The sequence below is a fragment of the Paenibacillus sp. FSL H8-0122 genome (assembly GCF_038005345.1).
Lineage (GTDB): Bacteria > Bacillota > Bacilli > Paenibacillales > Paenibacillaceae > Paenibacillus_AQ.
On record NZ_JBBOTB010000001.1, the window covers coordinates 6,928,868 to 6,951,616 of the forward strand.

The 22,749-nt window shown below is 51.1% G+C and carries 21 protein-coding genes and 2 pseudogenes; 15 read left to right on the plus strand and 8 right to left on the minus strand.

Translation table 11 applies throughout. From position 1 onward, the window contains the following. Positions 1 to 125 precede the first annotated feature (125 nt). Both hprK and NSS64_RS29810 read left to right on the plus strand, forming a co-directional pair. Positions 126 to 1,043 (plus strand): HPr(Ser) kinase/phosphatase, encoded by a 918-nt coding sequence (gene hprK / locus NSS64_RS29805; protein ID WP_076080767.1) that lies wholly within the window; start codon positions 126 to 128, stop codon positions 1,041 to 1,043. Positions 1,044 to 1,115: 72 nt separating this feature from the next. Beyond that, positions 1,116 to 1,400 carry an alpha/beta-type small acid-soluble spore protein gene (locus NSS64_RS29810; RefSeq protein WP_036722845.1) on the plus strand — a complete coding sequence of 95 codons (285 nt, stop codon included), beginning with the start codon at positions 1,116 to 1,118 and terminating at the stop codon, positions 1,398 to 1,400. 100 nt (positions 1,401 to 1,500) lie between these two features. Here NSS64_RS29810 and NSS64_RS29815 read toward each other — a convergent pair whose 3' ends face one another. Together NSS64_RS29815 and NSS64_RS29820 are read right to left on the minus strand one after the other, a co-directional pair. Continuing rightward, on the minus strand, positions 1,501 to 3,006 hold the full coding sequence (locus tag NSS64_RS29815) for a GNAT family N-acetyltransferase (RefSeq protein ID WP_341142468.1): 1,506 nt from the start codon (positions 3,004 to 3,006) through the stop codon (positions 1,501 to 1,503). Positions 3,007 to 3,063: 57 nt separating this feature from the next. After that, positions 3,064 to 3,861: an AIM24 family protein gene (locus NSS64_RS29820; RefSeq protein ID WP_340994951.1), complete on the minus strand. Its 798-nt coding sequence runs from the start codon at positions 3,859 to 3,861 to the stop codon at positions 3,064 to 3,066. 224 nt (positions 3,862 to 4,085) lie between these two features. On the opposite strand from NSS64_RS29820, the gene NSS64_RS29825 reads away from it, so the two are divergent. The 4 genes from NSS64_RS29825 to NSS64_RS29840 all read left to right on the plus strand — a co-directional run bounded on the left by NSS64_RS29825 (position 4,086) and on the right by NSS64_RS29840 (position 8,577). Beyond that, a complete protein-coding gene (locus NSS64_RS29825) occupies positions 4,086 to 5,324 on the plus strand; it encodes an ATP-binding protein (RefSeq protein WP_341142469.1) in 1,239 nt (412 codons plus the stop codon). Positions 5,325 to 5,410: 86 nt separating this feature from the next. Continuing rightward, positions 5,411 to 5,878, plus strand: a complete 468-nt coding sequence (locus NSS64_RS29830; RefSeq protein WP_341142470.1) for a tetratricopeptide repeat protein — start codon at positions 5,411 to 5,413, stop codon at positions 5,876 to 5,878. Between the two features lie 326 nt (positions 5,879 to 6,204). Beyond that, positions 6,205 to 7,911 carry an ABC transporter ATP-binding protein gene (locus NSS64_RS29835; RefSeq protein WP_341142471.1) on the plus strand — a complete coding sequence of 569 codons (1,707 nt, stop codon included), beginning with the start codon at positions 6,205 to 6,207 and terminating at the stop codon, positions 7,909 to 7,911. A 72-nt stretch (positions 7,912 to 7,983) separates the two neighbouring features. Continuing rightward, on the plus strand, positions 7,984 to 8,577 hold the full coding sequence (locus tag NSS64_RS29840) for a GNAT family N-acetyltransferase (protein ID WP_341142472.1): 594 nt from the start codon (positions 7,984 to 7,986) through the stop codon (positions 8,575 to 8,577). A 443-nt stretch (positions 8,578 to 9,020) separates the two neighbouring features. On the opposite strand, the gene infC is transcribed toward NSS64_RS29840, so the two are convergent. After that, entirely contained in the window at positions 9,021 to 9,536 is a 516-nt protein-coding gene (gene infC / locus NSS64_RS29845) for a translation initiation factor IF-3 (protein WP_341142473.1), read from the minus strand. Between the two features lie 202 nt (positions 9,537 to 9,738). On the opposite strand from infC, the gene NSS64_RS29850 reads away from it, so the two are divergent. The 4 genes from NSS64_RS29850 to NSS64_RS29865 all read left to right on the plus strand — a co-directional run bounded on the left by NSS64_RS29850 (position 9,739) and on the right by NSS64_RS29865 (position 14,219). Further along, positions 9,739 to 10,320, plus strand: a complete 582-nt coding sequence (locus tag NSS64_RS29850) for an RNA polymerase sigma factor (protein WP_036691711.1) — start codon at positions 9,739 to 9,741, stop codon at positions 10,318 to 10,320. Beyond that, positions 10,313 to 11,161, plus strand: coding sequence for an anti-sigma factor domain-containing protein (locus NSS64_RS29855; protein ID WP_341142474.1), 849 nt, complete (start codon positions 10,313 to 10,315; stop codon positions 11,159 to 11,161). Before NSS64_RS29850 ends, NSS64_RS29855 begins: the two co-directional genes overlap by 8 nt. Before the next feature lie 268 nt (positions 11,162 to 11,429). Next, positions 11,430 to 13,160: an Imm51 family immunity protein gene (locus NSS64_RS29860; RefSeq protein WP_341142475.1), complete on the plus strand. Its 1,731-nt coding sequence runs from the start codon at positions 11,430 to 11,432 to the stop codon at positions 13,158 to 13,160. Between the two features lie 132 nt (positions 13,161 to 13,292). Continuing rightward, a complete protein-coding gene (locus tag NSS64_RS29865; protein ID WP_341142476.1) occupies positions 13,293 to 14,219 on the plus strand; it encodes a copper amine oxidase N-terminal domain-containing protein in 927 nt (308 codons plus the stop codon). A gap of 182 nt (positions 14,220 to 14,401) precedes the next feature. Here NSS64_RS29865 and NSS64_RS29870 read toward each other — a convergent pair. The 3 genes and pseudogenes from NSS64_RS29870 to NSS64_RS29880 all read right to left on the minus strand — a co-directional run. After that, positions 14,402 to 14,566 (minus strand): annotated as a pseudogene (locus NSS64_RS29870) (helix-turn-helix domain-containing protein); the annotation flags it as partial. A 54-nt stretch (positions 14,567 to 14,620) separates the two neighbouring features. After that, positions 14,621 to 14,926: a helix-turn-helix domain-containing protein gene (locus NSS64_RS29875; protein WP_341142477.1), complete on the minus strand. Its 306-nt coding sequence runs from the start codon at positions 14,924 to 14,926 to the stop codon at positions 14,621 to 14,623. 45 nt (positions 14,927 to 14,971) lie between these two features. Beyond that, positions 14,972 to 15,295, minus strand: coding sequence for a helix-turn-helix domain-containing protein (locus tag NSS64_RS29880; protein ID WP_341142918.1), 324 nt, complete (start codon positions 15,293 to 15,295; stop codon positions 14,972 to 14,974). A 622-nt stretch (positions 15,296 to 15,917) separates the two neighbouring features. Here NSS64_RS29880 and NSS64_RS29885 point away from each other — a divergent pair. Together NSS64_RS29885 and tnpA are read left to right on the plus strand one after the other, a co-directional pair. Beyond that, entirely contained in the window at positions 15,918 to 16,721 is an 804-nt protein-coding gene (locus NSS64_RS29885; protein WP_341142478.1) for a hypothetical protein, read from the plus strand. Positions 16,722 to 16,999: 278 nt separating this feature from the next. After that, positions 17,000 to 17,472, plus strand: a pseudogene (gene tnpA, locus NSS64_RS29890) (IS200/IS605 family transposase). Between the two features lie 633 nt (positions 17,473 to 18,105). On the opposite strand, the gene NSS64_RS29895 reads toward tnpA, so the two are convergent. Then, positions 18,106 to 18,903 (minus strand): SDR family NAD(P)-dependent oxidoreductase, encoded by a 798-nt coding sequence (locus NSS64_RS29895; RefSeq protein WP_341142479.1) that lies wholly within the window; start codon positions 18,901 to 18,903, stop codon positions 18,106 to 18,108. 316 nt (positions 18,904 to 19,219) lie between these two features. Between NSS64_RS29895 and NSS64_RS29900 the strand changes: the two genes are divergently transcribed. Both NSS64_RS29900 and NSS64_RS29905 read left to right on the plus strand, forming a co-directional pair. Beyond that, complete coding sequence (locus NSS64_RS29900) at positions 19,220 to 19,915, plus strand: TetR/AcrR family transcriptional regulator (protein WP_341142480.1); 696 nt, start codon at positions 19,220 to 19,222, stop codon at positions 19,913 to 19,915. Beyond that, positions 19,912 to 20,658 (plus strand): nucleotidyltransferase family protein, encoded by a 747-nt coding sequence (locus tag NSS64_RS29905; protein ID WP_341142481.1) that lies wholly within the window; start codon positions 19,912 to 19,914, stop codon positions 20,656 to 20,658. The genes NSS64_RS29900 and NSS64_RS29905 overlap by 4 nt, the downstream gene beginning before the upstream one ends. A 111-nt stretch (positions 20,659 to 20,769) precedes the next feature. Here the strand turns inward: NSS64_RS29905 and NSS64_RS29910 are convergent, their stop codons facing one another. Further along, positions 20,770 to 21,879 carry an NADH:flavin oxidoreductase gene (locus NSS64_RS29910; protein WP_341142482.1) on the minus strand — a complete coding sequence of 370 codons (1,110 nt, stop codon included), beginning with the start codon at positions 21,877 to 21,879 and terminating at the stop codon, positions 20,770 to 20,772. Between the two features lie 218 nt (positions 21,880 to 22,097). Here NSS64_RS29910 and NSS64_RS29915 point away from each other — a divergent pair, with 218 nt between their 5' ends. Beyond that, entirely contained in the window at positions 22,098 to 22,682 is a 585-nt protein-coding gene (locus NSS64_RS29915; RefSeq protein WP_340994939.1) for a TetR/AcrR family transcriptional regulator, read from the plus strand. Positions 22,683 to 22,749: the final 67 nt, after the last annotated feature.

Consider the following 22,749-nt stretch of genomic DNA (forward strand, 5'->3'; position numbering starts at 1 on the left):
ATAGTATTTATTGATTTTTGTGGGTCTTAGGTCTTATATATTGTTTTTAATATATAATTAGCGTGTGCAGATTACAAGATTTTTAGATAAATCTATCGGAAAATATTGGATTGGGAGGGGACCACATGAAGTCTATTAGCGTGCAGAGTCTTGTAGAGAAATTCCATCTGGAGGTGCTCGCCGGAGCGGGCCGGATGGACCGGAACATCACCCGTCCAAGGACGCACAGACCGGGTCTGGAGTTTGTCGGTTATTTTGATTTTTTTCCGATGGAGCGGGTGCAGGTCCTTGGACGTAAAGAGATCAACTACCTGTTAACGCTGAGTGTAGAGGAGCGGATGCTGCATATTGGCAACATTGTCAAATACCATCCCCCCTGCTTCATCGTGACCAGCGGCCAGCAGGAGATTCCTTACCTGACGCTGTTCTGTGACCAGGAAGGCATTCCGCTGCTGCGTACGCCGGAGGTGACCACCGAGTTCATCGCCAAGCTGGACAGCTTCCTGGTGAAGACGCTGGCGCCGGAGCTGTCGATCCACGGGGTATGCGTTAACGTATCGGGAATAGGAATTCTGCTGCGGGGCAAGTCGGGAATCGGCAAGAGCGAGACGGCGCATACGCTGATCCGCAGGGGCCACCGCTTCGTAGCTGATGATATTGTGGTGCTGAAGAAGCTGGGTCCGGCGACGCTCCTCGGGACCCACAATGAGACCACACGTGAATTCCTGGCCCTGCGCAGCATCGGCCTGATCAACGTCGTGCGGCAGTACGGGCGGCGGGCGTTCCAGGATGAGACGCGGATTGTGCTGGATATCGAGCTTGCCCCCTGGCAGGAGAATTCACTGAACAATGAGCTGGAGCTGGTGCCCCAGTTCACCGAATATCTCGGGGTGCAGATCCCGCATATCGAGGTCCAGCTTCAGCCGGGCCGCGATGTAGCGGGTCTGATTGAAGCGGCTGCGAACAACTGGTATCTCAAGCAGCTGGGCTACAGCGCGGTGGAAGAATTCATGCAGCGGATTGAGGACGGGATGCAGTCTTAAAGGACGACAGGGAATGAAGGCCCACACTCCTGGGCAACTTAGAGGAAAGACAGCAAGGGAGTGTGTCCTTAAATGGCGAGAAGAAGCAGAAAGTATGCTGTACCAGGGTCCGCCCAGGGAATGCAGACGTTCAAAGCGGAGGTTATGCGGCAGGAAGGATATCACGTAGATCCGAATCACCCGGACGATGTGAAATACGAGGTGGCGAAGGAACTGGGCATCCCGCTGCAGGCCGGTAATAACGGTAAGCTGACGACCGAATCGGCGGGACAGATTGGCGGCCGCATCGGAGGCTCCATGGTTCGTGAGATGGTGCGTCTGGCACAGGAGCAGCTGGCGGGTAAGCAGAAGTCGTAGCATGCGCTCTAAGATTTTTATGCCGCATTGCAAAAGATCCCCTTTCTTAATCAGAAAGAGGATCTTTTTTGGCATGTGCTGACTGTAGTTAAAGCTGCAATTACGGTTCAAGGTACAGGCTGCCGCTGTAATATCTGTACTCTGAGTTAATCTTAAATCCGGCACGGAGATAGAGATTCAGCGCCCGGACATTCCCGGTGACAACACTTAGGCGAATAACCGGGTAAGGCTTCTGCAACAGGATACCGACGGTCTGTCTTAGCACCTTCCCGCCAGCCCCCTTCCCCTGATGGGAAGGCAGGATACAGAAATTATGAATAAAAGCCGTATCCTCATTGATATAGTTGACCCGGATCAGGCCGATTCGTTCACTCCCTGTCCAAGCGATATACGTTATCCGCTCTGGCTCATCCGTCTGTGTGAAGTACTTGCGCGTATCGTCTTCCGATTCTCCGAAGGCCTGGGAGGAGCAGGAGACTATGAATTCGAAATCATCAGGCGCAGCGGGACGCAGTACTAGCTCTGAAGGAAGCGGGCTGGCGGAATTCATACCGGCGTAGGACATGGCGTATTCTGACCGGTCAAAATCCCCGCCCAGGGCCTGCACCGCCAATAGTCCTGTCTGCGAGCCGGCGGGAATTTTGTAGCTAAGCAGGTGTACGCCAAGAGGCTCAATGTCTGCTCTGGCACGTTTTACAAGGCTGCGGAACACACCTTGCCGGCGGTAATCCGGATGGACCATGGCATTGATCTGTGCATAATCACTGTCCGCAGCGAACCAGCTAAGCAGGCCAATGAGCTGATCTTCGCAGTAACAGAGCAGGGCATGGTCGCCGTCTTCCTTTACGAGATGCTCCAGGTCTGAGCTTAATTGGATAGAATCGGCTTGGCTGCACTGCTGCTCTAACGTCTTAATGTCCGCTGCCTGCTGCTTGGAATGGTAGGTCATTGGCATAATGTTATTCAATTGGAGAAGCCGCTGGAACTCCGCAACATTCTCCAGAATGCCGTCCGGTGCAAGATCATAGGCCTGACTCTGGAAGGTGGGTAGCCAGCGGACAGCGTAGGTCCGCATTCCGGCAGCCTTGCCTGCGAGAATATCCGCATTGCTGTCCCCTACGAATATGGCCTGGGATGGTTCAATACCCAGTGTTCGCAATGCCGATTGTATACCTTCGGGATCAGGTTTTGGCTTCGCGACATCATCGCCGGTAATCGAGATATCGAAGAAATGCTCCAGATCCAGCGCTCCGGCCGATATCTGATAGGCCCGTCTGCTTTTACCGGTAATGACTCCAAGCTTCATTCCCTGAGCCTTCAAGGCTTGAAGTAATCCATGGATGTGCTCATTATTCTGGAATTCTTCGGTGTGTCCCAGCTTATATATTGAATAATAATCCTCTATCGCTTGTGGAACCGAAGCCGGTTCTGTGAAATTTCCGCTGATGATGCCTTCCTCGGTGGGACCGAACATCGCGACAAGCTCATCGCGGGTGACCTCTCTCTGGTCATATTGCTTAAATACAGCCTGGAAGGCACGAAAGGATAACGGCAAGGTGTCTGCCAGGGTTCCATCGAAATCAAACAGCACAGCTTGAATGGACATAAAGACAGGGCCTCCTTTCGCTTGGGTTCATGCGGGTGGGACGGTACCCCAGCATCATTATGAAGTAGGCGTGCCCTGAAGCAGGCTGTTTCTGTAATTCATGAGCGGGGCCAGCCAGACCATGCCGGTTCCCCGGTACACGTTGACCAGGCCTTCGCCTGAGGCGGCGGAGCCCAGACGGGTCTTGCCTGACTTCTCGACCGTGAAGTCCAGAGAGTTGGACCACATGAGGGCGAAGTTCCCGTCCACCTTCAGCACATCATTCTGCAGCTCGACCACGACAGCCTCCTCGGAAGGAATGGGAGCTTCGAGGGCAAGAATCCCTTTGCCGCGCGCGCTCAGGTTGAACAGCCCTTCACCGCCGAGGACGGCAGAGGAGATGTTCTTGCGTGCTGCAACGGAGATATCAAGCGTAGTCTCACAAGCCAGGAACATGCCGTCATCGATTACGATATGGTCGTTGTCCACATCAATCAGCCAGAGGTATTTGTAGGTGGTCTCCAGCAGAATGGTTCCGGTTCCCTTGTAGAGCGGCTTGACTGCACTGGTTCCGGTTGCCGCCCCGGATAGCATATTACGCATCAGTCCTCCTACGCCTTTGATGCCGGAGGTCATCTCGATATTGCCGATCATATACTGCATGGCTCCGGCACTGAGCATCACCTCATTGTTATTCAGCTCAATCATCAGCTGCTTGTTGCGCATATTGCTCTTGCTCATGAAGAAGTTGGTCTCTGCTTCATACCGGGTAGTGGTGCTGAGATCCTCTTTGTATTCGATGATGCTGAAGCCGCCTAGCTGCTCTTTAATGATAACGTTGGTATTGTCCTTCAGATTATTAATGGTAAAAGCCATGGATACCCGCTCCTTCGGTAGCTGTAGTTATGCAATTCTGTGCATCATGCCTTCAAAGCATACGTATTCGACACTTCTCGCGGGTATCCTTGAATTCCGGGAGAAAAAACGCATACAATAATTCCTTTACTTCTAATATCAGGTTAGCGTAATGTTCTAAGTATAGTGCTCAGAATACAAACGTATCTCTTGACACCAGCATTAGAACCGAAAGGAAGTTAGCCTTGTTTGAGACGCTGCTGCTCAATTTTTTGTTTATGCTGTTTCCGGTGCTGATATTTCTGATTTTCTTCGAAAACAGGCCCCACGCCTACAATCATAAGATTCTTGTACTGCTCATCGCCGCCACCATGATCCTATGTATCGCTAAGCCGATCCGGCTGGAGACCGGGTTCATCTTTGACTTGCGGTATGTTCCGTTTGTGATTGCGGCCTTGTATGGAGGGTACAAACATACCCTGCCCTTATATGTGATTCTGAATGTGTACCGTTTCTACATAGGCGGTGAGGGAACCGTCCAATCCTTACTTTTTTCGACAGCAGTCCTCATTCTGGTTCCTTCCATAAGCGCCAGATTTCTCCGTTCTAAGCCCAAGGGACGGATCTTGTGGGCTACCTCCATCGTGGTCCTGACTATGGGCTGTTATCTGATCATTCTGGGCCGGATCATGGATAAGCTGGATACCCAGTTCTGGACGCTTGCCTTCTATGCCTTAACTACGCATGCGGTGGTCATGGTGATCCTAATGATCCTGCTGGAGCAGATCCTGGCGAATCTCAGGAACCGTGAGCGGATTATGCAGTCGGAGCGGCTGAATGTGGTCAGTGAGCTGGCGGCCAGCGTCTCCCATGAGATGCGCAATCCGTTAACCGTGACCAGCGGTTTTCTCCAGCTGCTTAATCTCTCCAAGAACCTCACACCGGAGGAGAAGGGGTACGTCGAGCTGTCACTGCTGGAGCTGAACCGGGCGGAGAAGATCATCAGCGATTATCTGTCTTTTGCTAAGCCGCAGTCGGAGAGCCGGGTCTACTCCAACCTGATGGCTGAATGTGAATACACCAAGAATGTGATCCTGCCGTATGCCACGATCCACAAGGTTGCGGTTGAATTCAGCTTCAACAACCCGCTTAGCACCCATTATGACAGTAATGAGATGCAGCAATGCCTGATTAATCTGTACAAGAATGCGATTGAAGCGATGGATGGGGTGGAGGATGCGGTCCTGTCTATTGCCGTCTTCGCGAGCGGGCAGAATATTATCATTACCATCCGCGACACCGGTGTCGGAATGACCAAGGATGAGATCTCGCGCCTGGGCAAGCCGTATTACTCCACCAAGGCAGACGGGACAGGGCTCGGAATGGTCATGGCCTATAACACGATTAACAAGCTCAAGGGGCGTATTGAGGTCACCAGCGAGAAGGGCAAGGGAACCGTCTTCCGGATCATTATCCCGGCCTAGCGCACGGCAACAGTGGGAAACTTGGTGTGAAAATGATAAAGTATCTCTAAGAGAACTTGGAACTATTAACCGGGAGGCTATGGGTAATGAGAGAAGAATTAATCGCGCAATTGAACGCTTGGCACGAGGCGGACGAATATGAAGAAATCGTATCCCGCATCAAAGAGGTGCCGACACCGCTGATCGATGAAGAGCTGGCGGTACATTTGGGCCGGGCGCTCAACAATCTGGGCCGCTACCGGGAAGCGCTTAAATGGTTCAACAAGGCAGCGGATCAGGGTAAAAAAGATCCGCTCTGGCATTTCCGCGTCGGCTACGCCCACTATTATCTGGACGAGTACGATCAGGCGATCAAGGCGTTCAAGAAGGCAAATAAGCTGGACCCTGAGGATCAGGATACCCTCGAATTCCTGGAATGGAGCCGCAGTGAGAAGGCGGCGCTGGCCACTGCGGACGAGGATAGCGAGGATGCAGAAGAAGCTGCCGAAGCGGATTCCGCTTCAGATGCCAGTCCAGATAGGGATTCGGATGCGGCAAAAGAGACTAAGCACTAGGGCTTGACGGCCGGTCTGGCCGAAGCTTACAATGAAAGTCAATCTTATCAAAGAGGTGAAATGGATGCCATTCCGTACCGTCGCAAGGAACTAGTTATCGGGCTGGGTAGAACGCGTACCAGCCACCAAGGGGGAGGTCTGTCCTCTTGGTCACAGCTAACTGGATTCTTGTACGGTGCCTGGAAGGTCATTCTTTATGAGCCGGGACACTGAGTTATTCCGCTTGAAGACTATACTGCCGGGGCAGGAGTCTTTGGCGCGGAGTGGCGAGGAGAGTTCCCGGCTTTTTTGCCATATTCTTATGAATAAGATTGGAGATTGTGATCATGTTAAAAAAATGTCTTGTCCACCTCAGAGGGTGGGCCGCTCTGTATATAGGTCTAGGCTTCGCCATTCAGCTCTTAAGCAGCTTGGGCATTGTTGTCTTTCAGCGGATTCTGGATCAGGCGGTGGCGGGAACGGGCTTCCGTGAAATCCTCTACGGGGTTGTCTTCTACGGGATGCTGCTCGGCCTGAATGTCCTGCTGAATTATGCGGATGAATATCCCAGCGCCTATCTATCGAACAGCATCACAGAAAGACTGAAGATTATGGCCTTGTCCAAAATCTCCAGAATGGATTATTCCGCCTATCAGAACATGGGCACAGGCCAGATGATCAAGGTGATTGAGAACGGCGCGGCGGCCGGGAACAGCATTCTGTTCTCTTTTATCCTGAAGACGCTGCATGAGCTGCTGCCCACCATTCTCTTCAGCCTGCTCTTCATCAGCTACTATGACCTCAGAATCATGCTGGTGATTGCGGGCGGGTACGTGGTCATCTTCCTGTTAACGAATGTTCTGCTCAAAGTTCTCTACCGGATCAAGGAATCGGTGCTTACGCAGCAGGAGGCCATGTCCAGGTACGGGGTCCGCGGCTTCATGGAGCTGGTCGTCTTCCGCACCAACAAGAAGTACGCGCAGGAGATCGGCAGACTGAACAAGGCGGCACAGCAGATCATCAGGCAGAGCGCGAAGCTGCAGATGATTCATGAATCCTTCTTCGCCTTATTCGAATTGTTCATTACGGTCATTAAGGTGATCGTGCTGCTGTACGGTGTGAAGAATGTGGTCTCCGGGCAGGCTTCTGTCGGGGTCATGGTCGCGCTGTTCATGTTCATTGAGAAAATCTATACGCCGATCGCCATCTTCAACGTATTATTCGTCGGCTATAAGCTGAACAGGGTGACCTATCAGCGGTTCGAGGCATTCCTGAATGCCCCCGAGGACCGGAATCTGGAGCAGGGCAAGGCGCTTGCACAGCTACAGGGCAGCATCGAATTCAAGGAGGTATCGTTCAGCTACGGAGAGGTACAGGTGCTGGACCGGCTGTCCTTCTCGGTTGCGCCCGGAACCTCAGTGGCTCTGGTCGGCTTAAGCGGCAGCGGCAAGTCAACGGTCATTAAGCTGATTACGGGCTTGCTCAAAAAAAGCGGCGGCCAGCTGTTGGTAGACGGCACGGATATCGATGAGCTGAGTCTCGACAGCTACTATGATCACATCTCTTATCTGTCACAGGACAGTCCGATCTTCGACACTACCATCCGGGGAAACATGGTGTTCGAGCAGGACGTCCCGGATGAAGAGCTGTATGCGGTGCTGGACAAGGTTCATCTGAAGGAGAAGGTACTGGAGCTGCCGGAGAAGCTGGAGACGCGGGTTGGGGAGCGCGGTCTGAAGCTGTCGGGCGGGGAACGGCAGCGGCTGGCTTTTGCCCGGGCGATCCTGCAGAAGCGGAATCTGATCATCCTCGATGAGCCGGTATCGGCCCTGGATAACATTACGGAGCGCAGCCTGATGGAGACGGTGTTCGCGGAGTTCAGGCATAAGACGGTCATTATTATCGCGCACCGGCTGAATTTCATCAGCGGCGTGGACCAGATTCTGGTCATGGAGCAAGGCAGGCTGGCGGGGGAAGGGGATTTCGATTCCCTGATCCGGGACTGCCCGTCCTTCCGTACGCTGTGGAATAACGGGAGGGGGCAAACGGATTAAACTATCTTTTACCTTGTGGACGATCCTGGGCCTGAACTATGCTGGGGACAGATAGAACTTGAAGGTGAGGGTATGCGTATTATGAATCCGGTACTGTCCAGGATGAGGCTCGAAACAGAGCGGTTAATCATCCGTCCCTATATAGAAAGTGATCTGATGGCTTCGCTCGAGCTGATGCAGAACCCGGAGGTGCTGGCCTTCATGCATATGGAGGTCATGCCGCTGCATGAGTATGAGGGGATGTTCCGCTGGCTGATGTTCAGCTATCATACGCCGTTCGAGCTGCCGTTCAAGTATTCATTCGCCGTCTGCCATAAGGCCAACGGCCGGCTGATCGGCTGGTGCGGGACCGGCGTGCTGGAGTTCAGGGCGCCGGATGCGGAGCTGTATTATCTGATCGGGCGCGAACACTGGGGCCGGGGCTATGCTACCGAAGCCGCTGCGGCGATGGCGGACTACGCCTTCGGTGTGATCGGACTGGAGCAATTATATGCCAAGGCAGATCCGCGCAACACCGCATCGCTCGGGGTGCTCCGGAAGCTGGGCTTCCGGGTGGAGCAGGAGCTGGCCGGATTAACCGGCGATTATGAGGACTGCAATGGGGAGCTGCTGCATGTGCTGAGGAAGGAGTGGTTTTTGGAGCGGCTTAAAGGTGACTTGGAGTAACTGGAACAAATTTAGCTGGAACAAATAACGGGTGCCGTCCCTGAGGGGGATGGCACCCGTTTATGCGTGATGGATGCAGCTGTATAGAATGCAGTAGTTTTGATTAATCGGCGGAATCTGGCACGTTCGATTTGAACATTCAGAGATAGTTGTATTCCGTGCATTTAAAAACCCTGATAAGGATGGTTTTCCTCTTCTAACTGTAGCTTGTACAACTAAATCTGCTCGAATGGGGGAGATCCGGGTAAATTGGGCGATTTAGTTGTAGGAAATACAGCTAACTGCACATTTGGCGGTACATCTGATGATTTAGCTGTACGAATTACAATTAAAGCATACCGCTTGCACCTAATCAGGGCATGGCATACGCTTAGCAAGCGGTTGGTTAAAGTAGCTATCACAAATGTTACTCTGGTGCTCTACTATGCTTCTATTGGATGCAGCTAATTCGTCCGCGGATTAACTCTAACTTGTGCGCCTTTGCCGCTGGTCTGCAGGCCGGAGGCCTTGGTTCCGGCTTCCTTCAGATCGGCCACGAGCCGCTCCAGCACTGCCTTCGCAGCGGCGGCCTCCTTGGCGCCGGAGGACTTCACGACGAGCTGCACCGGCTTGCCGGAGCGCAGATGCTTGTCCGCCTGACGCAGCTTCGTGTCGTAGTCATGCTCTTCAATATGGGCGGTGAAGCGCAGCTCCTTCACCTTCTCCCGGGTGCTTCCGCCGCCTTGTTGCGGACGGGTAGTATCCTTGCGGGCCGCTTGCGCAGCCGCCTTGCCTTTGCCCTTGGCGACCAGGCTGCAGGGCGGCGGGCTGCTCATCAGCGAGGTGCAGACCAGGTCGGCCCCTGCGGCTCTGGCCTTGGACAGCGCCTCGCTTCTGGATACGGTGCCGAGCTTCTCGCCCTTCAGCCCGGTCAGCTCGACCTCGGCTGCCTTAATCTGTTCATTCATCAGTACGGCCACGGTAATGATCCTCCCTTTGCGGATATGATATAGCTATCATATATGGAAGCGGGCAAGGCTTCAATAACGGCTGCCGAATGCCTGCAACCGTCAGCCCGGCAGGTTGAGACGGTTGTGCAAAGCGGTTATACTCAGTGGACGCAGGTTTTTCAGTATGGCACCACTGGTACTACTATATTGTCTGTTGAATGGGGGATGGCAATTGAATGACACAGCTGACGATAAGCAGTTAATTCTGCTTATTGCACAGAAAGACTCGAATGCCCTCGAACTGCTCTATGACCGGTATGAACGGGTCATCTATAGCTTTGCTTACCAGATCGTGAAGGATTCGATGGCTGCCGAGGAGGTTATGCAGGAGCTGTTCCTGCGCCTGTGGAAGAATGCGGGGCAGATTGACTTCGGCAAAGGCAAGCTGCTCACCTGGATGTTCGCGGTGACCCGCAATCTGGCGATCGATTATCTCCGTAAGCGGGACGCCAGGCTGCCGCGGCAATCCGCCGATTCCGGGAATCTGGAGCAGGTTCAGGACCACAGCGCGCTCACCGAGGATCTCGTTGAGCTGCAGATGGCGGGGGAACAGATCAGAGAGGCGCTGCTGGGATTAAGCCGCGACCAGCAACAGGTAATGGATATGATCTATTACCAGGGCTACACCCAGCAGGAGGTAGCACAGCTTGCAGCAATCCCGCTGGGCACGGTCAAGGGAAGAGTCAGGCTGGCGATGAAGCAGCTTCACAAATCGTTACGGCACTGGGGAAGGAGGGATCATGCGCATGAGTGAACACAATGAGGAACTCTGTGAATTGGCCGAATTATATACGCTGGGCGCATTGACGGCGGAGGAAATGCAGCAATTCGCTGCCCATGCGGCAGAATGCGCGGAATGCAGAGAACTGGTAGAGGAATACCGGCAGGTACTGGACCATCTTCCGCTTGCCTCTGAGCCGGTAGACCCGCCCTCCGGCATGAAGGAGCGCATCCTGTCACGGGTGCTGGAGTCCGGGAATGCGGGCGCACCGGCAGCCCGGCCGGAGACCCGCCTGCTGAATATCCAGCCTGATGCAGAGCGGGCTGCGGAGCAAGAGCCAGCGAGGACTCCTCCGGCAGAGCAGGGCTTGCCCCAATTAAACATCCCGGAGCCCAAGAGAACCCGCTTCTGGGGGTACCTGAGCCTTGGACTGGCTGTGGCTGTACTGCTCCTGGTCGTCTACACTGGCCAGCTGCGCGGAAATGTGTCTGAGCTGAAGCAGCAGCTGGCCTCCGGCACCGGACCGCTCCAGGGGCTTAAGGTGAATGAGGCAGTAGCACTTAGTCCGGCGGGAGAAGGGATTACCGCCAAGGGTACAGCAACGATTGTCGCAGACCCTACCGGCACCCATCTCGTACTTCAGGCAGAAGAGCTACCCGAGCTTACCGGCACGGAGGTCTATCAGGTATGGCTGATCAAGGGGGACAAGCCGGTGAATGCGGGCACCTTCATCTCACAGGACGGAAACGGGGCACTGTATTATTCCTTTGACCCGAAGGCCTATGATACCATAGCCGTTACGCTGGAGCCGGATGGTGCGGGCGTTACCCCGCGCGGGAAGATGATTCTCGCAGCGCCGATTAAGCAGGGTTAGCAGGCAGGCGACCGGAATTGAATAGACTTGAAGCTGAACAGCCGGGAGGATGATTCCCGGCTGTTTGTTCGAAGTTAAGAATTTCTATGCTTTGCGCAATGCTGGGCAGCCTCTTTTTTGAACTGGGGCGTCAGCCTTCGTAGCCGGAGACCTGTTTAATCTTGTGATTTTCCGGTGAATGGGTAATAGCGTATATACTGACAAGAAGCAGTCCTTCGGAATAGGGGACAGGCTTGTCTTGCAGTGTCCAATTAGGGAGGCTAAAGGCATGGATGAGGCGTTGCTGGAACAGGTGAAGCGTTGGCATGAAGAAGATGAATATCAGCAGATTGTGGACCGTATTCTGGAGATTCCGCCGGATGCAAGAGATTATGAGTGTATCGGCCAATTAGGCAGAGCCTACAATAACCTGGGTGAATATGGGCAGGCGCTGGAGCAGCTACTCAGCATCTCCAAGGAAGGCGGGGAGGATCCGCTGTGGCAATTCCGCATAGGGTATTCTTACTATCATCTGAAGCAGTATGAGCAGGCTATTCATGCCTTTGAACGTGCGGAGGAGCTGGAGCCGGGAGACGGGGATACCGCAAGAATGCTGGAGTGGAGCCGGGAAGGCGCCCAGCGTGAGACAAGAGAGCAGGCAAGACGCGCCGAAGCGCTGAAGGCCTTGAAGGTGAATAGAGAGGGGGGCGGTAGAGACCTTGGTGCATTCCTCGACTATTGCGCGGATTTCTGGGAGGACAGTGACTATGCCTTGAAGTCTTATGTCTCTCCGCTGCCCAGTGACGAGCTGATTGCTTCTGTGGAGGAGGAGCTGGGCTATAAGCTGCCGGCCTCTTACATCGCCATGATGAAGCAGCATAACGGCGGAGTTCCACTCAATACGTGTTTTCCTGTGAATGAACCCACTTCCTGGTCAGCAGATCATGTCGCAATTTCGGGAATTGCGGGGATCGGCCGCGACAAACTTTATTCCCTCTGCGGGGAGCTGGGCAGCCGTTTCATGATTGAGGAGTGGGGCTACCCCGATATCGGAGTGGTCTTCGGCGACTGTCCTTCCGCTGGACATGATGTCATCATGCTGGATTACCGTCACTGCGGCCCGGAAGGGGAACCTGAGGTGATCCATGTGGACCAGGAGAGCAACTATGAGATTACGTTCCTGGCCCCGGATTTTGAGACTTTCATTCGCGGGCTGGTGAATGAGGAGGTCTACGATACCTCGGAGGAGGATAAGCAGGAGGATCTGCAGAAGGTAGCGTCCGCGCCGTTCTCTCCGCTGCTTCAGGAGCTGTGTGACCAGGTTACGGAAATGGACGATATAGAGGGCGTTATCCGCAAGATATGCACCCGCATTGTAGAGAAGAAGGGCCATTTCTCACTTCATGTGGACGAAGAATCCACCCTGATGTATGATCTCCAGTTCTGGCTCTATACCAGCGCTTACCCGAATACGGGCCGTGACCAGTATCTTGAGATTTATTCCAAAATGATCGCGTTCGGCGGTGAATTCAGCACAGGCGGATATGCCCCGGGCTTCATCTCGGATTGGCTGGATGAGCGGATCCGGCAGGGAAGGATTGTAGAGACTGAAGGGACGCTCCGGTTCACGGATGAGGCGAAGGAACAATTGCTTGAGAAGCTGAAGGAAGCAGAAGTAGGGGGAGCTGTAGATCTGAAGCCTTTTATAATCGTGGAGCAGGATAATGGCGGCAAGTCGGTCATTCTGAGCGTTGGCAATTATAAGACAGAGGTATTCGCTGCACGGGAGGAGGAGGGCTTCGAGGGCAATGGATATGATTGGGCATCTCTGGCAGCGGTATTCCTGGAGGAAAAGATGCCTGCGCTGGCGGGTGTTGTCCAGTTCGACCCGGAGGCCGGTATGTTCTGCGCCTATTCATCTGACGGCGATGCGCTTATCGCCTTCGCGACTGCCTTCAAGCAGGCTTGCGAGGATGACGCGCTCATCCGCGATTTGTTCTCGCGTGCGGAGCTGGACTAGCACGGATAAGACAATAACGGGACTGCCTGTATTATAGGGCGGTCCTGTATTGTTATAAGGGTATTTTCGAGGAACTTTTTGGATTTTTTTGCGTCTCTCATATATAGAATGTAAAATTCAGGAGGTTGTATGATGAGGAAGTTGATCCTATGTTCATCTATTGTTCTATGTGCTGCGCTTCTGGCACCGGTAGCACATAAGGCGTCTGCAGCAGGCAAGAGTCCCAAAGGAACACAAGTAGTTGTGAATAATAACGATTTAGAAGCCAAAGACATTCTTAACAAGAAGAATCAGGTGTTTTTTAGCCTGACTTCACTCCAAAGCTTAGGCGGGTTAACGTTTGCCTGGAATAATGCGACTAAGCAAGTAACCGTGGAGGGGAGTGGCACAAGTCTGCAGTTGACCATAAATAATACAACAGCACTGAAAAATGGAGCTTCCGTTTCCTTAAGCGCTGCTCCGTTTATTCATAATGGCAAAACCATGATCCCTTTACGTTTTGTTGCCGAAGCGTTGGACGGTTCAGTAATTTGGAATCCAGACACCCAAACGGCATTTGTGTCAAAACCAAGCGCGAAATTGTTGGCTGATGTGAAGAGCAGCGAGTTAAGCACTGCAAGAAATGCTGCGATTAATCTTCCCAGAGTTTCACAGCTCAAGGAGGACTTTGAGCCCTCGCTGGAAACCGCCAGTCTTCAATATTATTTTCCGGCAACTACAAAGGACCGGTTCATCGAGGTTAATAATAATGTAATCCGTTATTATCAGTTGACGAAGAACACGGCTTACCTTAAGTGGCAGGCTCTCACTGGCGACAAGGCCGGTAAGCAAGAGAACCTTTATTTCATAGGCCGCTCTTTTACGCAGCAGGATGGTTCCTTACCGGATTTTACAGCTACGACCTTCGCAAGCTTTCGCTGGATGCCTCATATTACTTCCACGGGGTATGGTTTGATTAATAAGGAGAACTGGAATGAGGTTATTTATAAAGAAGCCGAGGTTCCTCAACCTAAACTGAAGGAAAATTATATTATTGTGGATATTCCAGAGGAACAATGATGGGTGATCCTATGGTGGCTGTTCTGGGATTGCCGTGACTCTAGAGAATGTAAGGCTGGGTGTCCGTAACCGCCCAGCCAACGTTCAACTTGTCCCACATAATTCGTATGTAAACCTGACCGTTCTGCAAGCTTCTCTTGCTAGAGGCTCATTTCTTTGCGTAATCTTCGGATACGTTCTCCGATTCTTTTTACAAGTGTCTCCAAAGAAATGTTGCGGTCTCCCCGTTCAACACCACCTATGTAACTGTAGTGCAGCGATGCGGTCTCAGCCAGTTGCTCTTGTGTCCATCCTTTGGCCTTTCTGAGTTCACGTATCCGATTTCCTACACTTTCTGGTAAATTCATGGTATCACCTACACTTAAGGTGGACCTGCTTTTTGAAATATACCCGGTTAGTCCTCAAACACTCCTTACCTCTTTAACAACCCTCTTCAAAATCTCAATTTGCTTCACACTCAACTCACTTACAGTCACCGCATATTCATCAATTGCTCTTCGCTGGGCCGCTTCGGCTTCATTCAGATCTTTATGTTTTTCAAATAACTCCAGCGGCTGAATTTTTAAAGCAATTACAATCTTCTCCAGTGTATCAATAGAAAAATTACGTTCTCCACGTTCAACTGCCCCTATGTATGCATCATCCAAATTGGATAGTTTCGCTAATTGCTGTTGTGTTAATCCTTGGGCCTTCCTTATTGCGCGCATTCGATCTCCGACCGTGTTCCGTAAATCTGTCATAGCGTAGTATTATCAGAGGTCATGTTTCTTCTCTTCCCACTCTAAAACGGATTTTAGCAAACTAAGCGCCATTTTCTGATCTTCTGAGGGGCGCTCAACCAGTAACTCTATAATCTGACTAAGAGCATCCTTTTGTTCCATGGGTCCAATATAGCGGAACAGTTCCTCAAGCGATATGTTTAACCCTGTAACGACCTTCTCCAAGGTCTCAAGCGTGAGGTTCTTCTCTCCGCGTTCAACTTGACCCACATAATTAGTATGAAGACCTGACCGTTCTGCAAGCTGCTCTTGCGAGAGGTTCATTTCTTTGCGTAATCTTCGAATGCGTTCTCCGATTCTTTTTACAAGCTCTGTTTTGGCACTATTTTATGGAAGAGCAGGTGGCGGGAATAGAGGTTTGGGAAATATTAGCCGATCAAGAAGTCGCCAACGATTTAATACGCTGGTAGTGACGATTACTTAAACCTAGCTCTTCGGCAGCATCAATATCTAAAATATCATAATCCTCTATATAGCGAAACCTGATAAGCTTCTGCTGCCGTGAAACCCAGCCTCCTAATTGCCCGCTCCACGTGCCGTCTGCGGCGCTCTGGCTCGTCTATGTTGTGTGACTATATTCCAAATGATCGATTGTCTGGCCCGTGTAGCTACGAAGTGTGGCGCTTATGGAGTGGTTCACGCTTACTTTTTCTGGTATGTAGTCCGTAACTATGTACTCACTGGCCTGCTTCAAATATTTTCGGCAGCGTCCTTCGTCGCTACCTCATTGATCCGCTGGATGCCTGCCATCCACTGTTCTCCCCTACTGGGCTAATAGTTTTGAGAGAAAGAAAAGGGTTATTATTACAAAAATGGACATGTCAGTTTCATTATGTTATGATTTCTATGGGAATATGTAACAATAGTGAAGGGGGACGGGCTTTACAAACAGGGAAATCAAAATAAGGGAGAGATTTAATTGAAAAAAGTACTAGGATTAGTATTAACATTCGTTCTTTCTTTAACGTTGATATCTAGTGTCGGAGCAGAGGGTGTAGATAATTCAAAGATTCAAACCCCTGAAGACTATATCAGTTATCTGGAATCAAAAGAAGCAGTTCAATCTCTAGATATGAATAGAAATAATGGCGAAGCAACCGAAACTTCATTATTCATAGACAAATTTAAAAATTTGCCTAGAGAACAACAAGAGAAGTTCGTTGAATATATTAGTGGACCTGAACTTTTAGAAGGTATTGTTGCTGCAGATACACCGGAGAAAAAACAAGCGCTCACTGAAAAATACAACGGTGATCTGTCTATTGGGTCTTCAAAATTAGTAGCTGACGAATCTTTAAAAGCTTCTGAGTTTATTTTAAGTAATACTTTAGCGAGCGTTGGACTGTCTCCATTAGCAGTGGGAGATTCTTGGCCCTATACTTTTCATAATGATCAGCCATATACACTATTTGGATTAGATTTCATTAAAACAGGAATATATTTACAAATCCAAGTTAAAACAGTAGCTACAAATACTTCACAAGTAATTGCCATAAATTATGCATATGGGGCGTTATTGCAAAACTATTATCCAGGAGCAAACTTAACAATAAACAACGCCATTAACCCTTTCATCTCTGATGATAAGTACAGAGCAACTAAATTAGTAACTTGGCAGTGGAACTTCCTATGGAAGGGTCTAGGAGCAACCATAGGTACTATTGAACAAACCATTACTGGCGATAAAACTGGTCATGGTACATTTAGCGAAAGAATCTTGTAAAAATCATGAAAAACAAAAAACTAGTAGTAAATGTCATCTTAGGTGTTGTCATTATTCTCATGTTATTATATTTAGGACTAGTTAAATTGTTTAACAGTTAGAAAAACTAGAGTCGCTTAAAGGCGGCTCTTTTTGTTATGGCTTTAGCCAGTTGAGCGCGTGAAACGCGGGAAACAAAAAACCACCCGCTATGCGGGTGGAGGGAGCGAGGGTTTGACCACTAAGACCATTCCGATAGAATTGAGATGTTCAGGCTCAAACGAAAGGAATGGTCAAAGATGGCAAATAAGAGCTATAGCCTAGCTCACACGAAGTGGATGTGCAAATACCATATCGTGTTTACCCCGAAGTATAGACGGAAAGAAATCTATAATCAAGTGAGGAAAGATTTAATTTAAATATTCAGACGTCTATGTAAATACAAGGGAGTCGAAATTCTAGAAGGCCACATGATGCCGGATCATGTACACATGTTGGTAGCGATCCTGCGAAAATAGCAGTATCAACGTTCATGGGATATCTAAAGGGAAAAAGTTCGCTAATGATATTCGAAAAGCATGCCCAGCTCAAGTATAAATACGGGAATCGGAAATTTTAGGCAGAAGGATACTATGTAAGCACAGTAGGTCTGAATGAGGCCACAGTAGCCAAATATATTCGTGAACAAGAAGCACATGACCAGGCGATCGATAAGCTGAGTGTAAAAGAGTACGAAGATCCATTTAGTGATAAAAGAAACAAAAAGAAATAAGCCCGTTTAACGGGTAAGTGAAAATGACAAATTACACTGAGCCTGAACAGAATTGCTGTCAGGCTAGCGTCTTTAGGCGCAGTTTGGCAACAAGGGGTTATACCCCAAGAGCAGACCACCCGTTGGACGGGTGGTCCTGATTATGGCTTTAGTCAGTTGAGTACGTGAAGCACGGGTAACAAAAAACCACCAACTATACGGGTGAAGGGAGCGAGGGTTTGACACTAAGGACATTTCTATAGAATTGAGATGTTCAGGCTCAAGTGGGATGATGGTAAAAATAGGAAAAAAATTATAATCTAGCTCACACGAAGTGGGTGTGTGATTTTATTTTTCCTACATAGGGCAGATTGAACGTAGGGAGAAGAATATATCGCTGCTGAATCTGTCCACAATCGCTGAGACCCTGGACGTTAATCTGACTCAGCTCTTTGCTTATGTGGATGAAGAAACTGAGTGTACTGAACAGGAACATAGCATTCAGGAGATTCTGGAGATGCTGCAGGAGTCTAACAGCGATAAGGTCCAGTTAGCTAAAAATGTGTTGAGACAGATTGTAAAAGGCAATTCTTCTACATAGAGGACTGGGGGACAAGACCTGTATGGTTGGAATCACCATAATGGCGTGTATTACTAAACTTGCTTAGGCTTTGCCGGGCGAAGCATGCTGCCGACCAGCCGCAGGCTTTGTCTGCGGGTCATGAAGCGGGAGATCTGGGCGCCCAGGTAATTGCGGAATCCGGGGACAATGTACTGTTTTCCTCGGGCCATAGCGCGCAGTGTAATTTCCACTACCCGCTCAGGCGAGTCCTTCGCGCCGCCGACGGAAGCATCCTCCGTACCCACTACGTTGAAGAAATCCGTCTCTGTTGAGCCTGGGCACAGGGCGAAAAATTGCACACCGCGATCACGATTCTCCCAGTAGAGGGCATCGGTAAAGGACAAGACAAAAGCTTTGGTCGCCCCATAGACGGCCATATAAGGCAGCGGCTGAAAGCCTGCCGTAGACGAGACATTGATAACGGCGCCTGACCCATTGTGGAGCATTGCGGGAAGGAATAAATGAGTCATATCCACTACAGCGGCGACGTTCAGCATCACCTCATCATGCTGGCGCTCCCCGGAGACCTGCTCGAACAGTCCGTGGGTGGCGAAGCCCGCATTGTTAATCAGGAGATCGATGCTCAGGCCTAGCTGCTGGCAGGTCTGATACAGCTCTCCGGCAGCACCTTGAAGCGATAGATCCTGGGGAATTACCCGACACTGTATTCCATGGCTTCGGGTCAATTCGGCTGCGAGCGCATCCAGTTTTCCTTTGGATCTGGCTACAAGCACCAGATGGCTGCCTTTCTTGGCGAGTTGTCTGGCGAACTGTTCGCCGATTCCCGAAGAGGCTCCGGTGATTAACGACCATTTTCCTTTAATATTCATAGTTTTGCTCCTTCTACAACGGTGTTTTATAATGGAAACAACGTTACCGAATTGCGAAAAAAATATGACCGATCCTAGCGGGCATAAGTTCGTTCGTAGTGGCATAAGTTCTTTCTCAGCCGTATACGTCCGTGTTCGGCGGCGTTAATACAATTGGTAACACTGTTTCTTATATGAATCATAGTAACCAAAAGAATACTGCTGTGTCAATCTGTTTTTTTCGCGTAAGGGTTCAATTGACATCCTATGTTCGAATGTTTAGAATTCCTGTTAGAACCCGGCAACCCTGTTGCTGGTCAATAACATTGATAACCGAATGAAGGTGATTCCTATCCATAACGAAGACAAGTCCTCGCCGTTCACGGGCCGTACCTTAAAAACCTATCAGGAAGCCCGTCTGCAAAATACGGAAAATCTCCGTAAGCTGGTGGTGGATGCCGCCGCAGCCATTCTGCAGGAAGAGGGGCCAGAGGCCGTTACGGTGCGTAAAGTATCGCAAAAGATGGGCTGTTCCACCAAAATTATTTATAGTTTGTTCGTCAATAAAGAGGGTTTGGCCCAGCAATTATATCTGGAGGGCTGCAGCCTGCTGGCCCGGCAGTTTGAAGAGGTGCCGCCGTCCGCTAATCTGCGGCAGCATCTGCTGGATCTAGGCGAAGCCTTCTGGCAGTTTGGACAGGAGCACAGCAGCTACTACAAGCTGATGTTCGGAGGGGCCTTTGCCGAGTTCAAGCCGGATGCGGAGAGTATGCAGGGAACGTTGACCGCCATACGCCGACTCCAGGTTCTAATCATTACCGCCCAGCAGCAGGGAATTATTTCGGACCAGGAAGAGACCGGGGCACTTGTCGCCGCCATCTGGTCATCGCTACACGGTGTAATTCACCTGTATATGGGCGGATTTCTTGGCGATGCCGAAGCAGCCCATACCGTATACAAACAAACCATGGCTATGCTGGCCCGATCCTTGTTTACCGCACCGGAGCCAGGCAGAGGAGAGAGCAAGGGATGATTGCATTAATCTTGGCTGCGGGGTATGCGACCCGCCTGTATCCGTTAACGTTAGACACACCGAAGCCGCTGCTCCCGGTTCAAGGAAGCCGGACGATTCTGGATCTGCTGGCCGCCCGTCTGGAGGTGCTGGAGGAGATCTCGGAGATTCTCATTGTGACGAATGACCGCTTTTTCAATGCTTTTGAACAGTGGCAGCAGCAGTATAAGGGTATGAAGCCGATTCGCGTTCTGAATGATGGCACTTCTTCTCCTGAGGGGCGGCTAGGCGCGATTGGCGATATCCAGTTTGTGCTGGAGCGGGAGCAGCCGCAGGAGGATCTGTTGGTTCTGGCAGGCGATAATGTGCTGGGATTCGGCCTTGAGGGGTACTTGGACTATTTTCATAAGGTGGGTACCGACTGTATTCTTGTCCGTAGGGTGAATGATCCGGCAGAGCTGCGCAGTATCGGCGTGGCGGAGCTGGATGCGCAGAATCGGGTCTTGTCCCTGGAGGAAAAGCCGCAGGCGCCCCGCTCGAACATTGGCGTATTCGCGTTGTATATCTACAAACGGTCTACGCTGCCGCTGTTCTCCCGTTATCTGGCGGAAGGGGGCAACCCGGATGCGCCGACTTATTTCCCCGAGTGGCTGCATGCCCGTCAGGAGATGCGGGCCTACTATACGGAGGGCACGATAGAGGATGTCGGCACCCCGGAAGCCTATGCGCAGATGCGGGCGAGGCTGGAGGAACAGGCAGAGTGACCTGGGTTACCAATCCAAAAAACGCACGGGTACAGAGAGAATTTCTCATTCCCGTGCGTTTTATTTGGCAGAGAAAGGGTATTCGAGCGGTTCTTGGAGATGATCTATGATTCAATACAATTGGGCCGCCGCCTCTGGAGTAAAAGCTTGAATCTCTTCCAGCCTGCCCTCACGGATTTTCTTCGCCCATGCCGGATCACCCAGAAGTGCGCGTCCAACCGCTACCAGATCGAACTCCTGGTGGTCCAGCCGCTTCAGCAGCTCCTCCATCCCTTGATGATCTGCTTCCCCGCCTTCAGCGGGATCATTGGCCATGCCTACGGAACCAACGGCAATCGTTGTCTTCCCGGTAAGCTTCTTCACCCATCCGGCGAGACCCAGCTCCGAGCCCGCGAATTCCGGGTCCCAGAACCTGCGGGTCGAGATGTGGAAGATATCCACCCCTGCCTGTACCAGCACATCCAGGAATTGCTCCAGCTGCTCCGGTGTATCCACCAGCTTCGCCGTGTAATCCGTCATCTTCCACTGGGACAACCGGATGGAAATCGGATAATCCGGTCCGACTGCAGCGCGGACGGCCTGGACAACTTCGGCTGCAAACCGGGTACGCTTCAGGAAATCGCCGCCGTAGCGGTCCGTCCGCTGATTGGTTCTTTCCCAGAAGAACTGGTCAATCAACAAGCCGTGGCCGCCGGAGAGCTCTATTCCGTCGAAGCCCGCTTGCTGTGCATTCACTGCCGCATCGGCATAGGCTTGAATGACCCCCGCAATTTCTTCTTCTGTCATCGGCCCGCTTATCTTGTTCCCCTGCATGTCAAGTCCTGATGGCCCGATCGATGGTGAATCCGGGTAGGGCTGGGAACCCATGGGCCGAATCATTCCCATATGTGACAACTGCGGAAAAATGATACCGCCGGCCTCATGAACCGCTCTGACGACTTCACGCCAGCCGTTCAGAGCGGCTTCACCAAAGAGATTAGCCAGTCCCGGATCACTGCTTGCTGCCGGATGGTCAATCATACCAACGGTGATGATTAACCCCACCCCATTCTCAGCACGGCGGCGGTAATACGCTGCCATATCCTCACCCGGTACTCCCTCCGGTGAAAAAGCACGCGCCATCGGTGACATTACAATCCGGTTGGGTATAGTTAATTGTTGAACCGTGTACGGTTCAAATAAGGTCTCCAGTGAGTGGATTTGCTCCTGTTGTTTAGCCATGGTTAACGCCTCCTGTAGGTTGAATGATTATTCTCAAAGCGGGGTATGAATGCAATAGTAACAAGCTCCAGTCCACCCTTCAACCAACAAACTGCGCAAGTTGTTGCTTAAGCTAGAAGCCGGAAAAACTGTCGTATTGGCAGATCCTATTTGTTGTGTACAGAGCACATGTTTATAATAAGAGGATTATAATCTCTTCTGAAAGGGGTGCTCCTTGGATGGCTGGCATACTTCCCCCCAATCCGAACGACCCGCGGGTGATTCGGACCCGTCAATTAATTCTGGATGCCTTCGTCCGGCAATTGAATATTATGGACTTCAACTCGATAACCGTCGGCGACATTACCAAAGCAGCTACGATTAACAGGACCACCTTTTATGCCCATTTCCAGGATAAATATGCGCTGTTCGAAGCTTTTTTGTTAGATGCCTTTACGAATATGGTCCTCCATAAAGTCGATGCCAAAGGACCGTTGACCGAGAAGACGCTTCAAGAGCTGATAGTAGCATTATGTAATTATCATGAAACCAGTCACCGCTGTTTCAAAAGATATGATTCTGTAGCTCTCTTGCTGGAGGAGAATATTAAGCTGCATCTCGAGAAACTTATCCTGCAGCTGATCTCCGGATCAGCTGCGGCTACAGATTCGAAGCCGCTTGCAACTGCCGCCACGCTGCTAAGCTGGTCCTTATATGGCGTAACCTACCGCTGGAATCTGGAGGGAAGATCAGAGTCTTCCTCCGAACTGGCGGAGCGGGTAATGCCGCTGATCACGGGCGGATTTCCCATGAGCCCCCAATGACCAAAAACGCAGAGCAGCGATTCTCCCATTTGGAGGATCGCTGCTCTGCTCACTTTTTGTGGTTTTA